At 64.1% G+C, this 20,329-nt stretch carries 13 protein-coding genes and 1 pseudogene; 7 read left to right on the top strand and 7 right to left on the bottom strand.

From position 1 onward, the window contains the following. From KI241_RS03135 to KI241_RS03110, 6 genes and pseudogenes are all read right to left on the bottom strand, one after another. Nucleotides 1–792 carry a DUF4123 domain-containing protein gene (locus tag KI241_RS03135; protein ID WP_042732632.1) on the bottom strand — a complete coding sequence of 264 codons (792 nt, stop codon included), beginning with the start codon at nt 790–792 and terminating at the stop codon, nt 1–3. Further along, a complete protein-coding gene (locus KI241_RS03130) occupies nt 789–2,102 on the bottom strand; it encodes a contractile injection system protein, VgrG/Pvc8 family (RefSeq protein ID WP_212803353.1) in 1,314 nt (437 codons plus the stop codon). The genes KI241_RS03135 and KI241_RS03130 overlap by 4 nt, the downstream gene beginning before the upstream one ends. Before the next feature lie 412 nt (nt 2,103–2,514). Beyond that, nucleotides 2,515–4,427: pseudogene (speA, locus tag KI241_RS03125) on the bottom strand (arginine decarboxylase). Between the two features lie 353 nt (nt 4,428–4,780). Beyond that, the gene (locus tag KI241_RS03120; protein WP_024781395.1) at nt 4,781–5,152 is read right to left on the bottom strand and encodes a translation initiation factor Sui1; all 372 of its coding nucleotides are present in this window, start codon (nt 5,150–5,152) and stop codon (nt 4,781–4,783) included. Nucleotides 5,153–5,320: 168 nt separating this feature from the next. Next, nucleotides 5,321–5,878: an NUDIX hydrolase gene (locus KI241_RS03115; RefSeq protein ID WP_212803352.1), complete on the bottom strand. Its 558-nt coding sequence runs from the start codon at nt 5,876–5,878 to the stop codon at nt 5,321–5,323. 3 nt (nt 5,879–5,881) lie between these two features. After that, nucleotides 5,882–6,949 carry a DUF2333 family protein gene (locus KI241_RS03110; RefSeq protein WP_212803351.1) on the bottom strand — a complete coding sequence of 356 codons (1,068 nt, stop codon included), beginning with the start codon at nt 6,947–6,949 and terminating at the stop codon, nt 5,882–5,884. A 286-nt stretch (nt 6,950–7,235) separates the two neighbouring features. On the opposite strand from KI241_RS03110, the gene KI241_RS03105 reads away from it, so the two are divergent. The 5 genes from KI241_RS03105 to accC all read left to right on the top strand — a co-directional run bounded on the left by KI241_RS03105 (nt 7,236) and on the right by accC (nt 13,808). Next, nucleotides 7,236–8,897 (top strand): PleD family two-component system response regulator, encoded by a 1,662-nt coding sequence (locus tag KI241_RS03105; protein ID WP_047736014.1) that lies wholly within the window; start codon nt 7,236–7,238, stop codon nt 8,895–8,897. Between the two features lie 52 nt (nt 8,898–8,949). Next, the gene (locus KI241_RS03100) at nt 8,950–10,896 is read left to right on the top strand and encodes a methyl-accepting chemotaxis protein (protein WP_042729009.1); all 1,947 of its coding nucleotides are present in this window, start codon (nt 8,950–8,952) and stop codon (nt 10,894–10,896) included. A gap of 591 nt (nt 10,897–11,487) precedes the next feature. After that, nucleotides 11,488–11,943, top strand: a complete 456-nt coding sequence (gene aroQ / locus KI241_RS03095) for a type II 3-dehydroquinate dehydratase (RefSeq protein ID WP_042729010.1) — start codon at nt 11,488–11,490, stop codon at nt 11,941–11,943. A 24-nt stretch (nt 11,944–11,967) separates the two neighbouring features. Further along, nucleotides 11,968–12,435, top strand: a complete 468-nt coding sequence (accB, locus tag KI241_RS03090; protein WP_042729011.1) for an acetyl-CoA carboxylase biotin carboxyl carrier protein — start codon at nt 11,968–11,970, stop codon at nt 12,433–12,435. 17 nt (nt 12,436–12,452) lie between these two features. Continuing rightward, complete coding sequence (gene accC / locus KI241_RS03085; protein WP_042729012.1) at nt 12,453–13,808, top strand: acetyl-CoA carboxylase biotin carboxylase subunit; 1,356 nt, start codon at nt 12,453–12,455, stop codon at nt 13,806–13,808. Between the two features lie 63 nt (nt 13,809–13,871). On the opposite strand, the gene KI241_RS03080 is transcribed toward accC, so the two are convergent. Next, on the bottom strand, nt 13,872–17,822 hold the full coding sequence (locus KI241_RS03080) for a DUF6543 domain-containing protein (protein WP_212803350.1): 3,951 nt from the start codon (nt 17,820–17,822) through the stop codon (nt 13,872–13,874). A 191-nt stretch (nt 17,823–18,013) separates the two neighbouring features. Here KI241_RS03080 and prmA point away from each other — a divergent pair, with 191 nt between their 5' ends. After that, nucleotides 18,014–18,892 carry a 50S ribosomal protein L11 methyltransferase gene (gene prmA, locus KI241_RS03075; RefSeq protein WP_042729014.1) on the top strand — a complete coding sequence of 293 codons (879 nt, stop codon included), beginning with the start codon at nt 18,014–18,016 and terminating at the stop codon, nt 18,890–18,892. Nucleotides 18,893–18,922: 30 nt separating this feature from the next. After that, complete coding sequence (locus KI241_RS03070) at nt 18,923–20,173, top strand: DUF3426 domain-containing protein (protein ID WP_212803349.1); 1,251 nt, start codon at nt 18,923–18,925, stop codon at nt 20,171–20,173. Nucleotides 20,174–20,329: the final 156 nt, after the last annotated feature.

Here is a 20,329-nt window from a genome sequence, read left to right as displayed (position 1 = left end):
TCACCCCGGACCGCCCTGCCATGCCCGGCGTAGCTGATCGAGGTATTCCCGTGGCGACCGGCCTTCCAACTTCGGCACCGGCCGGGCATCGGGGTGTTGCAGGCGAAGCCACAACCAGTCATCGAGCAACGCCTGTTCGGTGAACCCCAGCCCCAGCCCCTCCTGAAAGCGCTTCCAGAGCAAGTGATAATCACGCCCGATGGCGCGCGACCAGCGCCAGGCGTGGCGCTCCAGCAGGCATTGCTGGAGTTGGCGTTGCTGCCGATCACTGAGGCTGTGTTCGTTCTCCAGCGCCGTCACCGGCAACCCGGGATTGGTCAGTTGCTGCCAGCCCAGGCTGCCGATGGCGCGGTCGGCCCAGGTGCCACCGAACCAACGCACCTGGCTGATGGGCCCCAGCCAGCAACTGAGTTCCTGCGGGTCGCAACCGTCGAAAAAATAGCTGGCGGTGTGCGGGTTGTAATAGTTCAGCAACGCTTTGTGGTGCAGGCCCAAGGTCACCGTCAGCATCCGCCGCAGATGCGCCAGCAGTTGTTCCGCCGACGCACTGCTGATCAACACCAGCCCCGGCCAGGCCTGCGGATCCAGATGACAGAGACTGACCAACCCACCCGCTCGCCGAAGATCCAGCAACAGTGGGCTGTGCTCCCCGAGGCCGTGCAACTCGGTGTCGTCGAACAGCACCTCAGCCTGAACCCCCGCGAACTGTTCTTGCAGGCGCCACGTCGCGTCGGGCGCACTCGGTACGTCGAGCAGCAACCAATGGGACCCGGCCAGGGCGCCGGCGCTCACGGCGCGATACCCGCGCCGGGCTGGGTGAGCAACCGGCAGGTGCACAACGCCTCTGCGCAATGGCTGAAACTGCCGCCGCCGGGTAGCAGGCACAACAAGACCAGCGGCTCGGCACTGCGGATCGCCGACAGGAGCATCGGGTCGGCAACCGCCGGCCCCGGTGCGCGGTCGGCGATCGGGGCGGCCGCAGGCTCAACCGGCGCAGCCAACGCGGGGCCGTCGAGAAAGGCACTGATCAACGGACGATCCGGATCGCCTTCGATAAAACTCACCAACACCTCGGTGCCCTCGCGCAACTCGTCCGCCCCCGCCAGCAATTCGGGCGCCAACGGCAGCCAACAATGGCTGGGACGGGCGCCCTCGCCCTGGTAGACCCAGTCGAACTGCACCGCCACGCGTCCGGCTTCTTGCATCACCGGCTCATCCACCGCGACCACCCAACCCCGTTGCCGGCTCGCCATGCGCGGCTTCGTCGCCCGCGGGGCTGTCTGCCACGGCGCGCCCTGGGGGATGGCCTTGAACTGGTTGCCATACACCCCCGCCTGGCCGCGGTGCTCGACGCCGGTCAGCAGCCAGCAGCGGTTCCAGCCCTCCAGGGGATGCGCTGCCAGCGTCACCGCTCGGCCAACGTGCAGGTTCTTCAGGTCGCTGCGCCCCCGGGCAACCTGTGCGCCCGGCAGCGTGCTCTGCACACTGAAGGCCCGGACGCCCGGCGCTGGCCGGTGGTCGCCATAAACCGCCTCGCCCACCAACGGGAAACGGTCTGGACTGTCGGTGAAAACCAGGCAATGTCCGTCCGGGGTCTGTTCGAAATGAAAATGGATGCCGGCTTGCGCGCACAGCCGTTGGAGAAATTGCAGGTCCGACTCCCGGTATTGGGTGCAGAAGTCTTGCGCAGGGTAGTCGCCGCTCAGGTCCAGGCACAGGTGCCGGCCGCCGATGCCATGTTCCCGGAGCACCTGGCGCAGGATCTGCGGCACCGAGCGAGCAACGAACACCCGTTGGCTGAAGCGCTGCGCCAGGCAAGCCAGCTTCGGCCCGATACGCACCCGGCAGCCGGCGCCCGGAGGCTGTTCGAGCAGTTCGTGCAATTGCCCATGAATGCCTCGACCCGGCGCGCCGAAGCTCAGCCACACGTTGCGGTACAGCAGCCCGGCCAAGTCCATGGGGGCGTCGGGGAGCAACAATTGCGCCTCATAGGCGAAGGGTTCGCTGATGGCTTCGCTGCCCGTGAAGGCCACGACGACCAAGGGTTCGGGCAGACCGGCTATCTCCAGACGAAAGGCTGACTCGCGGGCTGGATCGGACATCGGCGTTTCTCTACAGGAGGGGCGGCCGAGGATTCTCGCCGAGAGCCATGGCCGAGTAGAGGGCTGAAGTACAAGTTAGGAAAGGGACTACACGAAATTAGGACTACGCCGGTTATGTGCGCCGATGCGCGAAAATAACACCGGCACAAACAAAAATGCCCTTCAGGACTGTCCGAAAACTCCCGCAGTATGCGATGCAGTTTCTGACAGAGCGAAGGGCATTTGCCGTCCAGTTGAAAATGGCGCCGGAGCCCCTGTGGCGAGGGGATTTATCCCCGTTGGGCTGCGAAGCGGCCCCAGAACCCAGTCTGTGGAGCAACAGGCAAATCTCGTTAGCCGGTTTTACGGCTGCTTCGCAGCCGAACGGGGATAAATCCCCTCGCCACAGGTTCGGTGGACGCTCAGGCCCCCATCAAGAAGACAGATACGACGAACGCGTCAGGCCCAGGCGCAAGGCGTCCAGGAACTGGGTGCGCTCGGCAGCGCTGATCCGGGCGCTGGCGCACTTGTCGCGGTAGTGAGTCATCAACTCTTCCGGCGACAGGTGCACGTAGCGCAGCATGTCCTCGATGGTGTCGTGGGTCTCGATACCGGCGTGGTACACACTGCCGTCGGCGTTCTGGTAAATGTTCACCGAGTCGGTGTCACCGAACAGGTTGTGCATGTCGCCCAGGATTTCCTGGTAGGCGCCCACCAGGAAGATGCCCAGCAGGTAGTCTTCGCCCGTGTTGAGGGCATGCACCGGCAGGCTGGTCTCGATGCTCTGCTCGTCGACGTACTGCTTGATCTTGCCATCGGAGTCGCAGGTTAGATCTTGCAGCACGGCACGGCGCATCGGCTCTTCGTCGAGGCGATGCAACGGCAGGATCGGCAATACCTGGCCGATGGCCCAGGTGTCCGGCAGGCTCTGGAACACCGAGAAGTTGCAGATGTACTTGTCGGCCAGCTTGTCGTTGAGTTCGTCCAGCACCTGGCGGTGGGACCGCTGGCGAGCCTTCAGCGAATTGTGCAGGCGCCGGCAAACGGCGAAGTAGCACTGCTCGGCCAGGGCTTTCTCGGCCAGGGTCAACTTGCCGTCGGCGTACTGCGCGGCCACGTCACTCATGTAGTGGGTGGCACGCCAGTAGGTCTCGGTGACCATCTCGATGTCAGTCGGCCCCAACAGGTCCACCAGCCATTGCACGGTTTCCGGCAGCTCCAGCTTGTTGTCGATCACCGGCACGTCGTCGTTGTGCTTCTCGACGTCGGTCACCTGCACCACCAGCATGGCGTGGTGGGCGGTCAGCGACCGGCCGCTTTCGGAGAAAATGTGCGGATGCGGCAGGCCCTGGGCGTCGCAGAACTCCTTGAGCATGCCGACCACGACACCGGCGTAGTCGTCCATGTCGTAGTTGATCGAACTGGCATTGCGCGAGTGGGTGCCGTCGTAGTCCACGCCCAGACCACCGCCCACGTCGATGTGGTCCACCGGCAGGCCAAGGTTGCGCAGCTCGCCGTAGTAGCGGATCGCTTCCTTGAAGCCGTGCTGGTAGTCCGCCAGGTTGGCGATTTGCGAACCCATGTGGAAGTGCAACAGACGGATGCCCTGGTCCAGGCCCGCGGCGCGGAAGCGCTCGACCACCGACAACAGTTGCGCGGCCGACAGGCCGAACTTGGATTTCTCGCCGCCGGTATCGGCCCACTTGCTCGATGCCAGGGACGACAGGCGCACCCGCAGGCCGACCTGTGGCTTGACCTTGAGCGAGGTCGCCTCTTCGATCACCAGGCCGACTTCGGACTCTTTCTCGATGACGATGAAAACGTTGTGGCCCAGTTTCTGGCCCATCAGCGCCAGGCGGATGAACTCACGGTCCTTGTAGCCGTTGCAGACGATAGTCCCGCCCTTCGGCGCCAGCGCCAGCACCGCCAGCAGCTCCGGCTTGGAACCGGCTTCCAGGCCGATGGAAACGTTCTGGGTGGCGATGATGTTCTCGATCACCGCTTCCTGCTGGTTGACCTTGATCGGGTAGAGCGCGGTGTATTGGCTCTGGTATTCCAGACGCGCGATGTTGCTGTCGAACGCACCGGTGAGCTGGCGCACGCGGTCTTGCAGAATGTCGGGGAAGCGCACCAGCAAGGGCAGCGACAGGCCGCTCTGGCGCAGTTGCTCGACTTGCTCGAACAGGTCGATGGGCGAGCTGCCGGGACCGTTCGGACGGACTTCGACGCGACCGGCGTCATTGATCGCGAAATACCCGGCCCCCAATGGCGAATCCCGTAAACACTGCGGCTGTCCGCAACTGTCCATTGGCTGCCATCGTCTTTGCGTGTGCGTCGTACGGACATCGAAGTCCCCTATAAAGAAGTCAAAATGCACCATCCGGTCGGAGGCTGGGGCAGTCTAGAGAGTGAAAATGACGAATTGTCTGTCAGCAGGGTAGACCCTGCTGGCAGCGCTGAGTTTAGGCTCTGTCTGAAAAGCCTTGATACTCGTTCATGCTGCGTTGAAAACCGGCTCGGAATGCTCATTTACTCCAGTAAACTCCGCTTCCTCGCCGGTTTTCGCCTTGCCTGACCTTCGTCTCAAGACTTTTCAAACAGAGCCTGGAAACCCGTTCAGAACAGGCTCTGTGAAAACCATGCGGGCGACCGCGAACCGTACGTTCGGATCAAGCCGAGGGTGGTTTTCACAGAGGCTGCTAGCCGCCGGATTTCTTGGCCTTGAAACCGTGCTTGACCAATTCGGCCAGCAACAGCTCGACGTGATCGCCCTGGATCTCGATGACGCCGTCCTTCAACGCGCCACCGGTGCCACAGCGTTTCTTCAACGTCGTCGCCAATTCCTTGAGCGCGTCTTCGGCCAACGGCACACCGGTGATCGTGGTCACCGTCTTGCCGCCGCGACCCTTGCTTTCGCGGCGCACGCGGGCAATGCCATCACCGGCAGGGATGACGGTCTGTTTGCAGATGCAGGCATCCACCGGTTGACGGCAATCAGGGCAATGACGACCGGCGTCGGTAGAAAATACCAGGCCGCCCAAGGCGGCGAAGGATGCGGCTTTTTTGGCCACCGGCAATCCTCTCGGGAGGACAAAGACTGGTCGAGAGAGCAATGCCTCGACCGCGAAGCCCCACTCAGGCAGGGGCAGCGCTACTGGACCGCAGACGTCGGTTCAGCTTGAAAAGTCGCGCAGTGTAACGGCAAAAAGCCGACTTGCTAAGGGCCAATCGGCGCCAATTTATAGCTTCTTTGCGACGCCATCGCCGTGGGCGCGCAAATAGCGCTCCAACGCCGCCAGCGAGTCCGGGCAGTAAGGCTTGCGGCGGATTTCATCCAGCACCTGGTCGATGGGCATAAACCGCGCTTCGAGCACTTCTTCCGGTTGCAGCACCAGGGGGCCGTCCCACACCGCCGAGAACGCCGAGCACCACAGCCGGCTGCCGGTGTCCTCGAAATAGAAGTGGTCGTGGGCGGTCAGCGCGACGCCGCTCACGCCCAGTTCCTCGGCCAGCTCCCGGGCGGCCGATTCGGTGTAGGTCTCGTGGGCCTGCACCATGCCGCCCGCCGCCACGTCCCAGAACCCCGGGTAGATCGCCTTGCTCAACGTGCGCCGGTGAACACACAGTTCACCGGCCGAGTTGAACAACAGGATGTAGGTGCCGCGCCCGATCAGCCCGCGCTCACGCAGGTCCGAGCGCACCAGGCTGCCCAGCAGGTTGTCGTGTTCATCGACCCAGGCGATCAGCTCGGCATCCGAGGCCGCTCGGTGGGCGACCTCCCGGGCGCTTTCGCTCATCGATCAGCCCTGGTTCAGCAGTTGCCGCAGGTCGATGACCGCTGCGTTGGCCCGGGAAATGTAGTTGGCCATCACCAGCGAATGGTTCGCCAACACGCCGAAGCCGCTGCCATTGAGGATCATCGGGCTCCAGACCGGTTCCTGGGACGCTTCCAGTTCACGAATGATCTGCCGGACGCTGACGGTGGCGTTCTTCTTCGCCAGCACGTCGGCGAAGTCCACCTCGATGGCCCGCAGCAAATGCGACAGCGCCCATGCCTGGCCGCGCGCCTCGTAGAACACGTTGTCGATTTGCATCCATGGGGTCTCGACGACTTCTTCATCCACCTGCGGCACCTGGCCCGGCGCCGGAATTTCGGTTTTCAGCGACGTGTTGAGCTTGACCCGGCCCACGCTGGCCGACAGGCGCTGGGACAACGAACCCAGGCGAGTGCCGACATCCCCCAGCCAGTTGTTCAGGTTGTCGGCACGGGCGTAGAACAGCGCGCTCTTCTGGGCCGGATCGGACAGGCGTGCCTGGTAGCGGCTCAGGGAATTGATGCCTTCCTGGTACTCCGACTCACTGGAGGGCAGCACCCAACTGCGGTTATCGAAGTTGAAGCGCGGCTCGGCCTTGGCCAGATCGGCGTCTTCGGCGGACTGTGACTGGGAACGGGCGAAGTCCTTGCGCAAGGCGCGGCTCAGGTCGCGAACCTGCACCAGCACGCCGTATTCCCAGCTCGGCATGTTGTCCATCCACAGGCCCGGCGGGAAACGGTCGTTGGAAGTGTAGCCGCCCGGTTTGGTCAGCAAGGTGCCGGCCACGGTCTTGAGGGTCTCGACGGTGGTGTAGCCCACCACCATTTGCCGGCCGTCCCGCTCGGCTGCCGCCTGGGCGTTCTGCTGCACCGGGAACAGCGCCGGCTCCTGGCTCCAATACCAACCCAGGGCGATGGTCACCAGCAAGTACAGGCCGACCAGCGTCGCCAATGCCCGACTGAACAACAGCCCACCCAGGTAGCTGCGGGTGTCCGATTTCGGTTCGGCGGCACGTTCAGGCGCGCTGCCCGCGCGGTTTTTCCAGTCCAGCATGGCGATATCCCTTCAATCACTTGAGTTCTCGGTTCGACCACAACCCTACGCCATCGTGCCTGATTTGAAACGCGATAATGTGGCGGCCAATCAGGCCTGCCCTGGCAGGGTCGTCGAGCAGCCACTATAAATGAAGCGCCGCCGTCGGTCTTCGAAACTGGCCGGTCATTAACTGAATGTCGCGGTTGGACAGATTATTGACGTATGACACTGATGCAAGGGAAAAGAGGTGCTAGCATAGAGCCACCAGTCGACCTCAGCATGCAGCCTAACTAGTAGTCAGGATATGACCGAGCCAGAAGACCCCAGCCGCGAGCGCCTCAAGCATCACTTTGCCCAGCGGGTAATTCACCAGGCTCGTCAGATCCTGGAGATCTGGCAGCGCCTGCAGCGCAGCGAGTGGTCCAGCACCGATCTTTCCGAGCTCAGCGAAGCCAATCTGCGGCTGCTGCGTTTTGCCGAACGCTTCGAACAACCCGAACACACCCAGCTCGCCCAAGGCATCAGTCAGTCGTTGCAGGCAGTGGACGCCAACCGCGGACGCCTGAGCAGCCACCTGATCACCGAAATCAACCGCCTGATGCAGCGCCTGTCGCGCACCGGCCTGCGCCATGGCGACCAACTCGAACAGACCTTCCTGCCGCCGCTGCGCAAACCCATCTATGTACTGCTGCAAGACCACGACCGCGCCGAGCGCCTGGCCAAGCAATTGGAATTCTTCGGTCTCAGTGCCCAGGCCCTGGACAGCGTCGCGGCATTTCGGGCGACGATGGTCGAGCGCCTGCCGGCGGCGATTGTCATGGACGTGGATTTCAGCGGCCCCGGCGCCGGCCTGAAACTGGCCGCCGAAGCCCAGGAAGGCCTGGACCAGCCGCTGCCGCTGCTGTTCTTCAGTTTGCTGGAAACCGACACGCCGACACGCCTGGCGGCCGTGCGGGCCGGCGGGCAGGAGTTCCTCACCGGCACGCTCGAAGCCTCGAGCCTGCTGGAAAAAATCGAAGTGCTGACCTGCGTCGCCCAGTACGAGCCCTACAAAGTGCTGATCATCGATGACTCCCGCGCCCAGGCCCTGCACACCGAGCGCCTGCTCAACAGTGCCGGCATCGTCACCCGCACGCTGATCGAGCCGATCCAGGCCATGGCCGAGCTGGCGGACTTCCAGCCCGACCTGATCATCCTCGACATGTACATGCCCGCCTGCACCGGCACCGAGTTGGCCAAGGTGATCCGCCACAACGACCGCTACGTCAGCGTGCCGATCATCTACCTGTCCGCCGAAGACGACCTGGACAAGCAGCTCGATGCCATGAGCGAAGGCGGCGACGACTTCCTGACCAAACCGATCAAGCCCCGCCACCTGATCACCACCGTGCGCAACCGCGCGGCACGGGCGCGCAACCTCAAGGCGCGGATGGTGCGCGACAGCCTCACCGGGCTGTACAACCACACGCACATCCTGCAGTTGCTCGAAGATTGCAGTTTCCGCGCCCGCCGGGAAGGCAAGCCGCTGAGTTTCGCCATGCTCGACATCGACCACTTCAAGCGGGTCAATGACAGCCATGGCCACCCCATGGGTGACCGGGTGATCAAGAGCCTGGCGCTGTTTCTCAAGCAGCGTCTGCGCAAGACCGATTTCATCGGCCGCTACGGGGGCGAAGAGTTCGCCATCGTCATGCCCGACACCGACATCGAGGCGGCCTGCAAGGTGCTGGATGAAATCCGCCAGCGCTTTGCCGAAATCCACTACCCGGCCCAGCCCCATGACTTGTGGTGCACCTTCAGCGCCGGCGTGGTGGAGATGAGCGATGACTCCGACAGCCTGATGATGGCGAGCCAGGCGGACGAGGCGCTGTACCGGGCCAAGCACGCCGGACGCAACCGCGTGCAGGCGGCCAGGCAAAGTGCCACTTTTTCATCGGAATCCACCGATTCAGTCATAAACCTGTAACTCAAACGCAATAACTTCAGGCACTTACGATTCTGCCCTTGGTAGACCCTTGATGCGCCTGAAGCTGCTGACCAATCTCAATACCCTTCTTTTAGTTGCCGTGTGCCTGGGCCTGGGTGCCACGTTGTGGTGGTCGCAGATCGCCCTGGAACGCCCCTATCTGTTGATGGAACGCTACCTGGGCCTGTCGCGGCAGTTTCAGGGCGAGGTGACACGCAATATCGAGGAGTACCTGAACAGCGGCGATGCCTTGCGCCTGAGCGCCGCGACCCAGGCCTTGGAAACCCTGCAAAAGGAACTCGATGCGTTCCCGCCGGAGCTGGCCCAGACCCTGCGCCCGAGCCTGTCCAACCTCGACAGCTTCAGCAAGACCGACCTGCTGGGCGCCGGCAAGCTGGCCGGCGACCCCCAGGCCCTGTTGCTCCAGGCCGAACGTGAATTGAGCGCCAACCTCGACCAGCTCGCCCAATACGCCCAAGGCGCGCCGGCCTACCTGCCACCGCTGTTCGCCGCGTCGCAGCACCTGGGCCGGCTGTCCCTCACCCGGGACAAGCTGGTCAGCAGCGGTCGCAGTGAAATGGCCGCCGACGTCGAACGGGAACTGCAGAGCATCCGCACCCAGGCCGCCCAGCTCGATGGCTTGCCACTGCTCGGCGTGACGGCCAGTAGCGAAACCGCCGGCGATGATTTCGCTGCGCTGATGGGCCTGGAAACCCAGGAAAAAACCGCCGCCGAAGATGCCGGCATCGCTCTCAAACGCGAACTCAACAGCCTGCTTGGCCGCTACCCAGCGGAGCTGTCGCGCACTCGGGAACTGATCCAGAAACGCACCGAGTTGAGCAACGCCACGCACCTCAAGACCGCTGACGTGCAGCAGGCCATCGATGCCATGGAGCCTGCGGTGCGGGCCCAACACGGGCGGATCCAGGGCGAGGTGCGCTTGATCCAGGGCGTGATGATCGGCCTGATCCTGCTGATCGCGTTGCTCATCGACACCTTGCAGCGACGTCTCGCCCGGACCCTGACCCACCTGGCGCCCGCCTTGTCGACCTGGGCGGAGGGCGATTTCAGCCGCGACATCCGGGTGGGCGCCAGCAACCGCGAACTGCAGGACATCGAAGCGTCGCTCAATCGCCTGCGCGCCTACCTGGTGGATCTGGTGGGCACCATTCGCGTGAACGCCGAACAAGTGGCCGGCAGCAGCCGGACCCTGGCGGAACTGAGCGGCGAGCTGCACAGCGGCGCCGAGGACCAGGCCGACGACACGGCGCTGATCCGAGACTCCCTCAGCGAATTGGAGGCGACGATCCAGCAAGTCGCTGGCGACGCTAGCCAGGCCGCCGACGCCAGCCGTAGCGCCGGCCACGCGGTGGAACAAGGACAGAAAGTCATCGGCCTGAGCCTTACCGGTTTGCATGCACTGGTGGGGGAAGTGCAGGACAACGCGCAAATGATCGAGCAACTGGCCGAGGAGTCGGCCACCATCGGCGGCGTGCTGACGGTGATTCGCTCCATCGCCGACCAGACCAACCTGCTGGCCCTCAACGCCGCAATCGAAGCGGCCCGCGCCGGGGAAATGGGCCGCGGCTTCGCAGTGGTGGCCGAAGAGGTTCGCTCCCTGGCCCAACGCACGGCCGGCGCCACCGCCGAGATCCAGACGCTGATCGCCCGCCTGCAACAGGCCGCGCGCCAGTCGGTGGACGGCATGCGCGCCCAGGTCGAACATGCCGAAGCCACCGCCAACCAGGCCCAGGCCGCCGACGGTGCGCTGGATGAAATCGTCGGCGCCATCCAGACCATCGCCGACACCGCCGTGCGCATCGCTGACGTCACCGCCCAACAGAGCGGCGCCGTCAGCGAAATCCGCGACCACAGCGAACGCATCCACCAACTGGGCGGCGACAACCTGCTGCGCATCGGCCAGGGCCGGGAACAAGGCGACAACCTGCTGGTACTGGGCGGACGCCTGCACACGGCGGTGCAAGCATTCCGGGTCTAACCCCCTATCCCACAATCATTCAGGTTGGCCCCAGAATTAACGTCCGCCACCAACCCACTGTGGGAGCGGGCTTGCCCGCGAAAGCGCTGGGTCAGCTTGCAACGATGTCGGATGTACCGCGCCCTTCGCGGGCAAGCCCGCTCCCACAATCATTCGGGTTGGTCGCAGGATTAACATTCACCACAACACCCACTGTGGGAGCGGGCTTGCCCGCGAAAGCGCTGGGTCAGCTTGCAACGATGTCGGATGTACCGCCCCCTTCGCGGGCAAGCCCGCTCCCACAATCATTCGGGTTGGTCGCAGGATTAACATCCACCACAACACCCACTGTGGGAGCGGGCTTGCCCGCGAAAGCGCTGGGTCAGCTTGCGACGATATTGGATGTACCGGCCCCTTCGCGGGCAAGCCCGCTCCCACAAGGTTCAGTGCGGGCTTTCCGGCTGCAGATGACCGGATCCTGGGGCATGGTCATAAATTTCGCGCAAACATCGGTCATCGTGCTGGCTATTGCAGAGAACTGGACAGTCATTAAGGCTTTGCGGCATAGTCGCCGGGTTCTGACACCTGCGCACGGATAACAAGGAACAGCAGATGGCAACCCTTTTGGTCCTGCACGGACCCAACCTGAACCTGCTTGGCACCCGCGAACCTGGCGTCTACGGCGCCGTGACACTGGCGCAGATCAACCAGGACCTGGAGCAGCGGGCCCGCGCCGCCGGCCATCATCTGCTCTACCTGCAAAGCAATGCCGAATATGAATTGATCGATCGCATCCATGCCGCGCGTGGCGAAGGCGTGGACTTCATTCTGATCAATCCAGCAGCTTTTACACACACAAGTGTCGCATTACGTGACGCGCTGCTGGCGGTGAGCATCCCATTCATCGAAGTGCATTTGTCCAACGTGCATAAACGCGAACCTTTCCGCCATCACTCTTACTTCTCCGATGTAGCGGTGGGAGTGATCTGCGGCCTTGGCGCCAGCGGTTACCGATTGGCCCTGGAGGCTGCCCTGGAGCAGCTTGAACAACAAGCTACACGCCCCTGACCGACCCTTGGGAGTTGATGATTCATGGATATCCGTAAAGTTAAGAAACTGATCGAATTGCTGGAAGAGTCCGGCATCGACGAGCTGGAGATCAAGGAAGGCGAAGAGTCCGTACGCATCAGCCGCCACAGCAAGACGCCAGCCCAGCAGTTCTATGCCCCGGCACCGATGCAAGCACCCGCAGCCGCCCCTGCGCCAGCCGCACCGGCAGCCGCCACCGCCGCTGCTCCAGCCGCTGCCGCCGCTCCGGCACTCAACGGCACCGTCGCTCGTTCGCCCATGGTAGGCACGTTCTACCGCAAGTCTTCGCCAACCTCGCCGTCCTTCGTTGAAGTGGGCCAGACCGTGAAGAAAGGCGACACCCTGTGCATCGTCGAAGCCATGAAGATGATGAACCACATCGAAGCTGAAACCAGCGGTGTGATCGAGTCCATCCTCGTCGAAGACGGCCAGCCGGTTGAGTACGACCAACCGCTGTTCACCATCGTTTGAACCGCGGAGAGCCTTTGATGACTGCGAAGTTGGAAAAAGTCCTGATCGCAAACCGCGGTGAGATCGCCCTGCGGATTCTGCGAGCCTGCAAGGAGATGGGCATCAAGACCGTCGCCGTTTACTCCAAGGCCGACAAAGAACTGATGCACCTGGGCCTGGCAGACGAATCCGTCTGCATCGGTCCGGCGTCGGCTGCGCACTCCTACCTGCACATCCCGGCGATCATCGCCGCTGCCGAAGTGACCGGCGCCACCGCCATTCACCCAGGCTACGGCTTCCTGGCGGAAAACGCCGACTTCGCCGAACAGGTCGAGAACTCCGGTTTTGCCTTCATCGGTCCGAAAGCCGACACCATCCGCCTGATGGGCGACAAGGTATCGGCCAAGCACGCCATGATCGCTGCCGGCGTACCGACCGTTCCGGGTTCCGACGGCCCGTTGCCTGAAGACGAAGAAACCGCTCTGCGCATCGGTCGTGAAGTGGGCTACCCGGTGATCATCAAGGCCGCTGGCGGCGGCGGTGGTCGCGGCATGCGCGTGGTACACAAGGAAGAAGACCTGATTTCCTCGGCGAAACTGACCCGCTCCGAAGCCGGCGCGGCGTTCGGCAACCCGATGGTCTACCTGGAAAAATTCCTCACCAACCCACGCCACGTCGAAGTCCAGGTGTTGTCCGACGGCCAAGGCCAGGCCATCCACCTGGGGGACCGCGATTGCTCGCTGCAACGTCGTCACCAGAAGGTACTCGAAGAAGCGCCAGCACCAGGCATCGACGAGCAGGCGCGCCAGGAAGTCCTGGCCCGTTGCGTCAAGGCCTGCATCGACATCGGCTACCGCGGCGCCGGCACCTTCGAGTTCCTCTACGAGAACGGTCGTTTCTACTTCATCGAAATGAACACCCGTGTTCAGGTGGAGCACCCGGTTTCGGAGATGGTCACCGGTATCGACATCGTCAAGGAAATGCTCAGCATTGCCGCCGGCAACAAGCTGTCGTTCACCCAGGATGACGTGGTCATCCGCGGTCACGCACTGGAATGCCGGATCAACGCCGAAGACCCGAAAACCTTCATGCCAAGCCCAGGCACGGTCAAGCATTTCCACGCCCCGGGCGGCAATGGCGTTCGCGTCGACTCGCACCTGTACAGCGGTTATGCCGTTCCGCCGAACTACGATTCGTTGATCGGTAAGCTGATCACCTACGGTGCGACCCGCGACGAAGCCATGGCGCGCATGCGCAATGCCCTGGACGAAATCGTGGTGGACGGGATCAAGACCAACATCCCGCTGCACCGTGATCTGGTCCGTGACGAAGGCTTCTGCGAAGGCGGCGTCAACATCCATTACCTGGAACACAAGCTGGCCCACCAGGCTTGATGCTTCGAGTGATGTAAAGGACCCCGGCCCATTGGCCGGGGTCTTTTTTTGCCTGCCGATCGCTCAGCTCAGCAGCACCGTCGCGAAGGCCTGCGCTTCGACTTCCGCCGGCGTCGCCAGCCGCCCCTGCCCCGTGCTGATGGCACCGCTGGGATTGGCGACCAGGGGTTCGTTGCGCACGCGCCGCATGAACCCGCGGGCTCGCGCCGAAACCGGATCGGCGCTCTTCTTCGCCCGCGCCAGCACCGGGATGTAGTAACGCTCGACCTGGCCGCGCGAGGTCTTGAAGACCGATGTCACGCCATTGCGCAGGTCCAGCGCCAGACCGTAAGTGTTGCCAAAACAGGACGAGTACGACCAGTGATCCCACGTCGGTTGCAGGCCTTCGCGCCGCATCGCCGACCGGACCCGCCCGCCAATGTCAGTGCCGGTCAGCCAATCCCCGCCCACCAGGGTGGCACGAACCTCTTGCGCCGTCGTGTCCAGGCGCTGCATGACGTCCCGCAGGCTGCGCTCGATCAGCGCGCGGATGTTGTGATCGAAGTGAATGACGGCTCCGGTCCGGGTGGCCGGGCTGTACAACGCCGCGATCACGCAGGTCTGCGCGTTCAACGAGAACAGATAATTGTCCGCGACCGCCTCGCTGTAGCGCGCCACCAGCGCCTCGCCCTGCAACGCCCCCCTTGAGACATCCGGGAAGACATGACCGGGAAACGCCTCGCGCAAATCCCTCACGTGCCCGAGGACAAGCACCTCATCATTACCCCCACGCAGGCCGACTTCGTTACGTACCCATTTACCGTTCCCCAGCCGTCGGATGGGCACGTTGTACAAGGCGCCGGGGCGGCGGGCGTCCACCAGGCACAAACCGCCGAAATAGGTATTTTCCTTCACCTGGTAGTACCGACCCTGGTGGCGCACGTAGTAGAGGCTGCGCGGCTGCGAGGCGCTGGCCGGACTGCGATAGGTCCCGTTGAAAATTCCCTCCTTGGTCACGTACTCCAGGTGGTCAGGGGCCTTGCCCACCGCCTGTTTCGGCTTGAAGCGGATGGGCTGGAGCACCGGCCCGGCGTCCCTGGCCATCCGCGGGGGCAAGCCCGCCAGGCGCTGGGCGGACAGTGACAGCGGCCTGACCACCCGCTGGAGGCTGCTGGCCGCCCGCCCCAGCAATGCCACCAGGGTTGTAACGCCCAAGGCGGCGAACAAGGCGCCCCAGGAGGCCATCAACCAATGGCCCAACGCCCGTTCCGTATCCCCTTTCCCGTGAGACTCGGCTGCCTGCTTGACGCTGCTGGCGATCACGACTGCATCCAACAGCAAGCCCAAAGGTGGGTACACCAGGCACATAGGCGCCGACACGAACAGTAATCCCTTGATGACCTGTTGCCGGATCACCTCGGCGCGACTGCGGGTGACCGCTTCCACATCGGCGACAGCACGCTCGATGCAGGCATCGAACTCCGTCCGAACATCGCTTACCCGATTGAACTCGCGCAATGTATCCACGCTCACGGTGCCCGCCGCCAACGCCACCAGGGTGCGCCTGACCGCAGCGCGGGCGCCGAGGGCAACCCGCTCCAGCAGGTAATCGTGCAGGCGGGCAACGACGGCACCGGAGAAATCCTGGTAACGACGGAACGCGATACCGTCCGCAGAATCCGGCGTGTACAGCCAATACACGCCCCTTGGCTGGAAATAGGCGAACACATACACGCCGATCACGACCTGCCCGCCGAGGGTAAACCGGATCATCCCCTCCTGCTGCACGGCGGCCCCCGAATACCCCGGACCGACTGCCGGCGCCGGCTCGCCCAGCCGAGTGACCTGCCGGGTGAGCCACCAGAATTGCTCGGCATTCAACTGGGACTGTCCCATGGCGACACGCAGGTCGCGATCCATTCGGGTCAGCAGCAAATTGCGGTAGGCCATGCGGCGGGCGGTGTATTGCGCCGCCTCGGTATCGAGAAACCGGGCGCGGGTGTCCCGCCCATAGTGCTCCCCCACATACGCCCCACGCAGGTAAACCGCCAGGTCCGCGCTGCGCACTTGCCGCAGGTCCTGGCCGACCGATGAGCGCACGCCTTTTCGAGGGTCGTCGATTCCGCCGTTGTCGTCATACCCGTAGATGGCCAGGTCCAGCAGACTGGCGGTTATCGTCGCGCCTGTCAGCCCAGGCCTGTAGTCGATCAGCACCGTGGCCGGATCGACCGGCGCCTGCACGCCCTTGCTGCGCATGTACGGGGCAATCGCCTGGGTGACGACCCGCTTGGCGAAGTCCATGAAGACTTCGTAGCCGGCCATCTGCTCGATGAACACGCGCTGATGAACCCGCAACTCCTGGTTCAAGCTGCTGAGGTTGCGCCGGGAATCGAGCGACATCGCCGCGTACCAACGGGGCGACTCGTCCTGCTCCACCTGGGCCAGGTGGTTGTCCACGCCCCTGGCGACGCTGTCTTGCAGGCATTCGCTGAGACCGCTCACCGCCCGCCTGGGGTCGCGGCTTGAATCCCAGACCGTCGGCTTGTCCATCACGCGGCTGAAATACTCGCGGGCCGCGTCCCGATCCGTCGGGGAGATCCTCTGCAACAGGTACTCTCGGCCGGCCTCGTCGCGCGTCCACGCCCCCACCTCGACGCTCACGGCCCACAGCGAAGGCAGCTCGATCCACTCCTGGCCGTCCGGTTTTCCGGGGGCGTACAACAGCACATCGCCTTGCAGGTCCTGACGATGAAACAAGAGCACATCGTCACACCGCAAGGCATTGGGCAGCACCAGGCCACTCGCCCGCAGGGGGCCGGTCTCGCGGCCCCACAGGGCCTGGACCGCTTCATGGCTGGCCACCTGCAAATGACCGGCACAGCGGGCAACGAACGCACTTTGCTGCAGCCGCGCCAGGACCCAATCGAACAAAGCGTCCTGCAGGTCCCTTCGTCCATGGCGCTCCACCAGCGCTTGCCGATACCCGGCAGGTGCATCGACGTCCGCCAGCAACTGGCTGATGAACGACGGCGTCAGCGCCTGGTTGCGCAGCATCGCGCCGTTCTCCACCAGGAACACCGTGACGGCGTCCGGCCTGATCGGACCCGACGCCAGCAGTTGACTGAGACTGTGGACGCGCACCGGCTGGCCCATCACGCTTCGCCATTGCACCTGCACGCGAATGCTGTCGGGTTCGACCGTCATGTCCAGTTCACGCCTGACGTAATCCTTGGCCAGTCGCCGGGCGAAGGCTTGCAACGAACCCAGTTCATCGAGCAAGCCATCCACCAGCGCCTCGGCCTGGGAGGTCTGCTCCTCAAGCGCCTCCAGTCGCTGACGCTCGTCCTCGCCCAGCCCGCGCAACCACTCCGGCAGTTGCGCACGCGCGAGCGCCTCGAGCGGCTGACGCTGTGTGGCGCTCGCCAACCCGGCCAGCTCGCCGAACCGGCGCCAGTCCTGCTCGAACACTTCGAGCCTTTCGCGCAACGCTTCGATGCCAAGGCCAGCCAACGGCTGCGGTTGCAACAGCGCCTCGACGTCGCTCAGGTGCCCCTCGAGCCGCTGCCTGACCACCGCCACCAAGGGCTCATCGCCCCCGGCCATTGACCAATACCGGCGCAGATAATCCCGATAGTGCGCGATGAAACTCGACGCGACGCTCTCTATCACTTGCGCGATCCGTTCCTGGCGCTCGGCCGAAAATCCTCGGTCGGCCCCACCCGGCCAGCGGTACGGCGCCTCAGCCTCGTCGTCCGGGGCCACGGGCACCACCTCGATCATCCGTCGCAGCACCGTGTCGATCAGGGTGTCGATGAAATGCGGGTCGATATTGCCGTCGTGATAGTGGGTGCGCAGTTGCACCAGCAGGTACTCTTCCAGCACGTCCAGCACGCCCATCCGGGCTTGCAGTCGCGCCTCGATGACGGCCTGCCATTGAGCCAGTCTTTCCAGCACGACATGAGCCGCCGCCTCTGGCGGGGAAGAAAGCGGCCCCGCGCCGATCACAGTGTTTTGTCGCTTGGCGGTGTTGTCCATCACAGACCTCCCTGTTGTGTGGACCGGCACCTTATCCGCCGCACCCGACGCCCAGGGCATACATATATATATCGAAACACCCACCCGACGCTGCTCGACTCGCTTATCCACTTTGGGGGCGACCTGGCGTACACTGCGCGCCTTTGCAGCCCCACGCTGCCCCCTGTATTTTTTTTCCAAAGGTGCCCGCCATGCCTTGGCTGCAAGTACGCCTGGCCATCAGCCCGGAACAAGCCGAAACCTACGAAGACGCGTTTCTCGAAGTAGGCGCCGTATCGGTAACCTTCATGGACGCCGAAGACCAGCCGATCTTCGAGCCGGAACTCAACACCACGCCGCTGTGGTCGCACACCCACCTGCTGGCGTTGTTCGAAGGCGGCACCGAGGCGGCCAGCGTGCTGGCCCACCTCGAACTGCTGACCGGCAGCCCGTTGCCCGAGCATCACAGCGAAGTGATCGAGGACCAGGACTGGGAACGCAGCTGGATGGACAACTTCCAGCCGATGCGCTTCGGCCAGCGCCTGTGGATCGTGCCCAGCTGGCATGCCGCGCCGCAACCGGACGCCGTCAACCTGCTGCTGGACCCGGGCCTGGCGTTCGGTACCGGCACCCACCCAACCACCGCGCTGTGCCTGGAATGGCTCGACGGCCAGGACCTCAAGGGCTGCGACGTGCTCGACTTCGGCTGCGGCTCGGGGATCCTGGCCATTGCCGCGCTGCTGCTGGGCGCCCGTGAGGCGGTCGGTACCGACATCGACGTCCAGGCCCTGGAAGCGTCCCGCGACAACGCCGGGCGCAACCACATTGCCGAAGAACGGTTCCCGCTGTACCTGCCGCAAGACCTGCCGCCAGCGCAGGCCGACGTGCTGGTGGCCAATATCCTGGCCGGACCGCTGGTCTCCCTGGCGCCGCAACTGTCGAGCCTGGTCAAGCCGGGCGGACGCCTGGCACTGTCGGGCATCCTCGCCGAACAGGGCGAAGAAGTCGCTGCCGCCTATGCCGAGGACTTCGACCTCGACCCGATCGCCAATCGCGATGGCTGGGTGCGCATCACCGGACGTCGGCGCTAGAATGGCCGCCTGTATCAACCGGATTGCCGCATGACTGACAGCTTCGTCACCCAGTGTCCGCATTGCCACACCAGCTTTCGCGTCAACCATGCTCAACTGAGCGTGGCCCGCGGGGTGGTTCGCTGTGGCTCGTGCCTGCAAGTGTTCAATGCCGCTCGCCAGTTGCTCGAACAGCGGGCCGCCCGGGAAGCCGCGCCGCCCCTGGTGCCGGTCGCCAGGCCGGCCGCCGAAGCGCCGCCGCGAGCCATCAGCCAGAAACAATGGACCGCCGCCGAGCTCGACCTCGATGACCTGGACAAGGAACTGGCGCGCCTGGAGCGGCGCGACAATCGGGCGCCGGGCACCGCCGGACGCCGTCGCGAAGACAACCTGAGCGCGCAGCGCGAACCGCTGGCCGACGAACAGGCCGACTGGTCCGACAGCCTGTACAGCGATCCGCCCGACGAGCGCGCCGAAGCCGTGCTCCTGACGCCTGCCGAGCCTTTCGAACCCCACGAGCCGGCCCGGCCGCCGCGCACCGAACCGTCGCTGTCCCTGGCGCTGGAACCCCTGGAACCGGACGACGAACCCGTCGCCCCCATGCGCCTGGCGCCGCACGACGAGCCCGAGGAACACCTCGAGCGCCTGTCCGCCACCGACGATCACGATCACGATCACGATCACGATCACGACGAAGAGCCGGCGCAACCGGTCCCGCTGCGCAAGTCGCGCGAACGCCAGGAGCCCGGCATACGCGCCGAAGACCTCCAGGACCTGGACGACGACCCGTTGCAACTGGACTGGCGCAAGCGCCGCTCGCCGTGGGGACGACGCCTGCTGTGGGGCTTGCTGATCCTGCTGGCCGCCGCGGCCCTGGGTGGCCAGTACATCGCCTATCACTTCGAGGAACTGGCCCGCCAGGACCAGTACCGGCCATGGTTCCTGCAAATCTGCCCGACCCTGGGCTGCGACGTTCCGTCCAAGGTCGACATCGCCAAGATCAAGAGCAGCAACCTGGTGGTGCGCAGCCATCCGGAGTTCAGCGGCGCCCTGGTGGTGGACGCGATCATCTACAATCGCGCGCCCTTCTCCCAGCCGTTCCCGCTGCTGGAACTGCGTTTCGCCGACCTGAACGGGCACCTGATCGCCAGTCGCCGCTTCAAGCCGGGGGAATACCTGGGCGGCGATCTCGAAGGCCGCGGCGAAATGCCGCCCCAGACGCCCATCCACATCGCGCTGGACATCCTCGACCCAGGATCCAAGGCGGTGAACTACAGCCTGAGCTTCCATTCCCCCGAGTGAAGCCGCGCCAGGGCCGGCCGATTGACGGCAGCTTTCTGACTCAACCGACCCAGACCAAACCGCTGGCGATAACAAAATAGCTGTTCAGATTTTATCCAATTCGATCTTTATCCAGTCATCGAGAGCGGGTATCATGCCAACCCTTTTTCGAAGTCT

The sequence above is a fragment of the Pseudomonas sp. Cab53 genome, assembly GCF_018325965.1.
In the GTDB taxonomy this organism is placed as follows: Bacteria; Pseudomonadota; Gammaproteobacteria; order Pseudomonadales; family Pseudomonadaceae; genus Aquipseudomonas; species Aquipseudomonas chlororaphis_E.
Note: the sequence above shows the minus strand (reverse complement) of the source record. Positions and strands in the feature narration are given on the sequence as shown.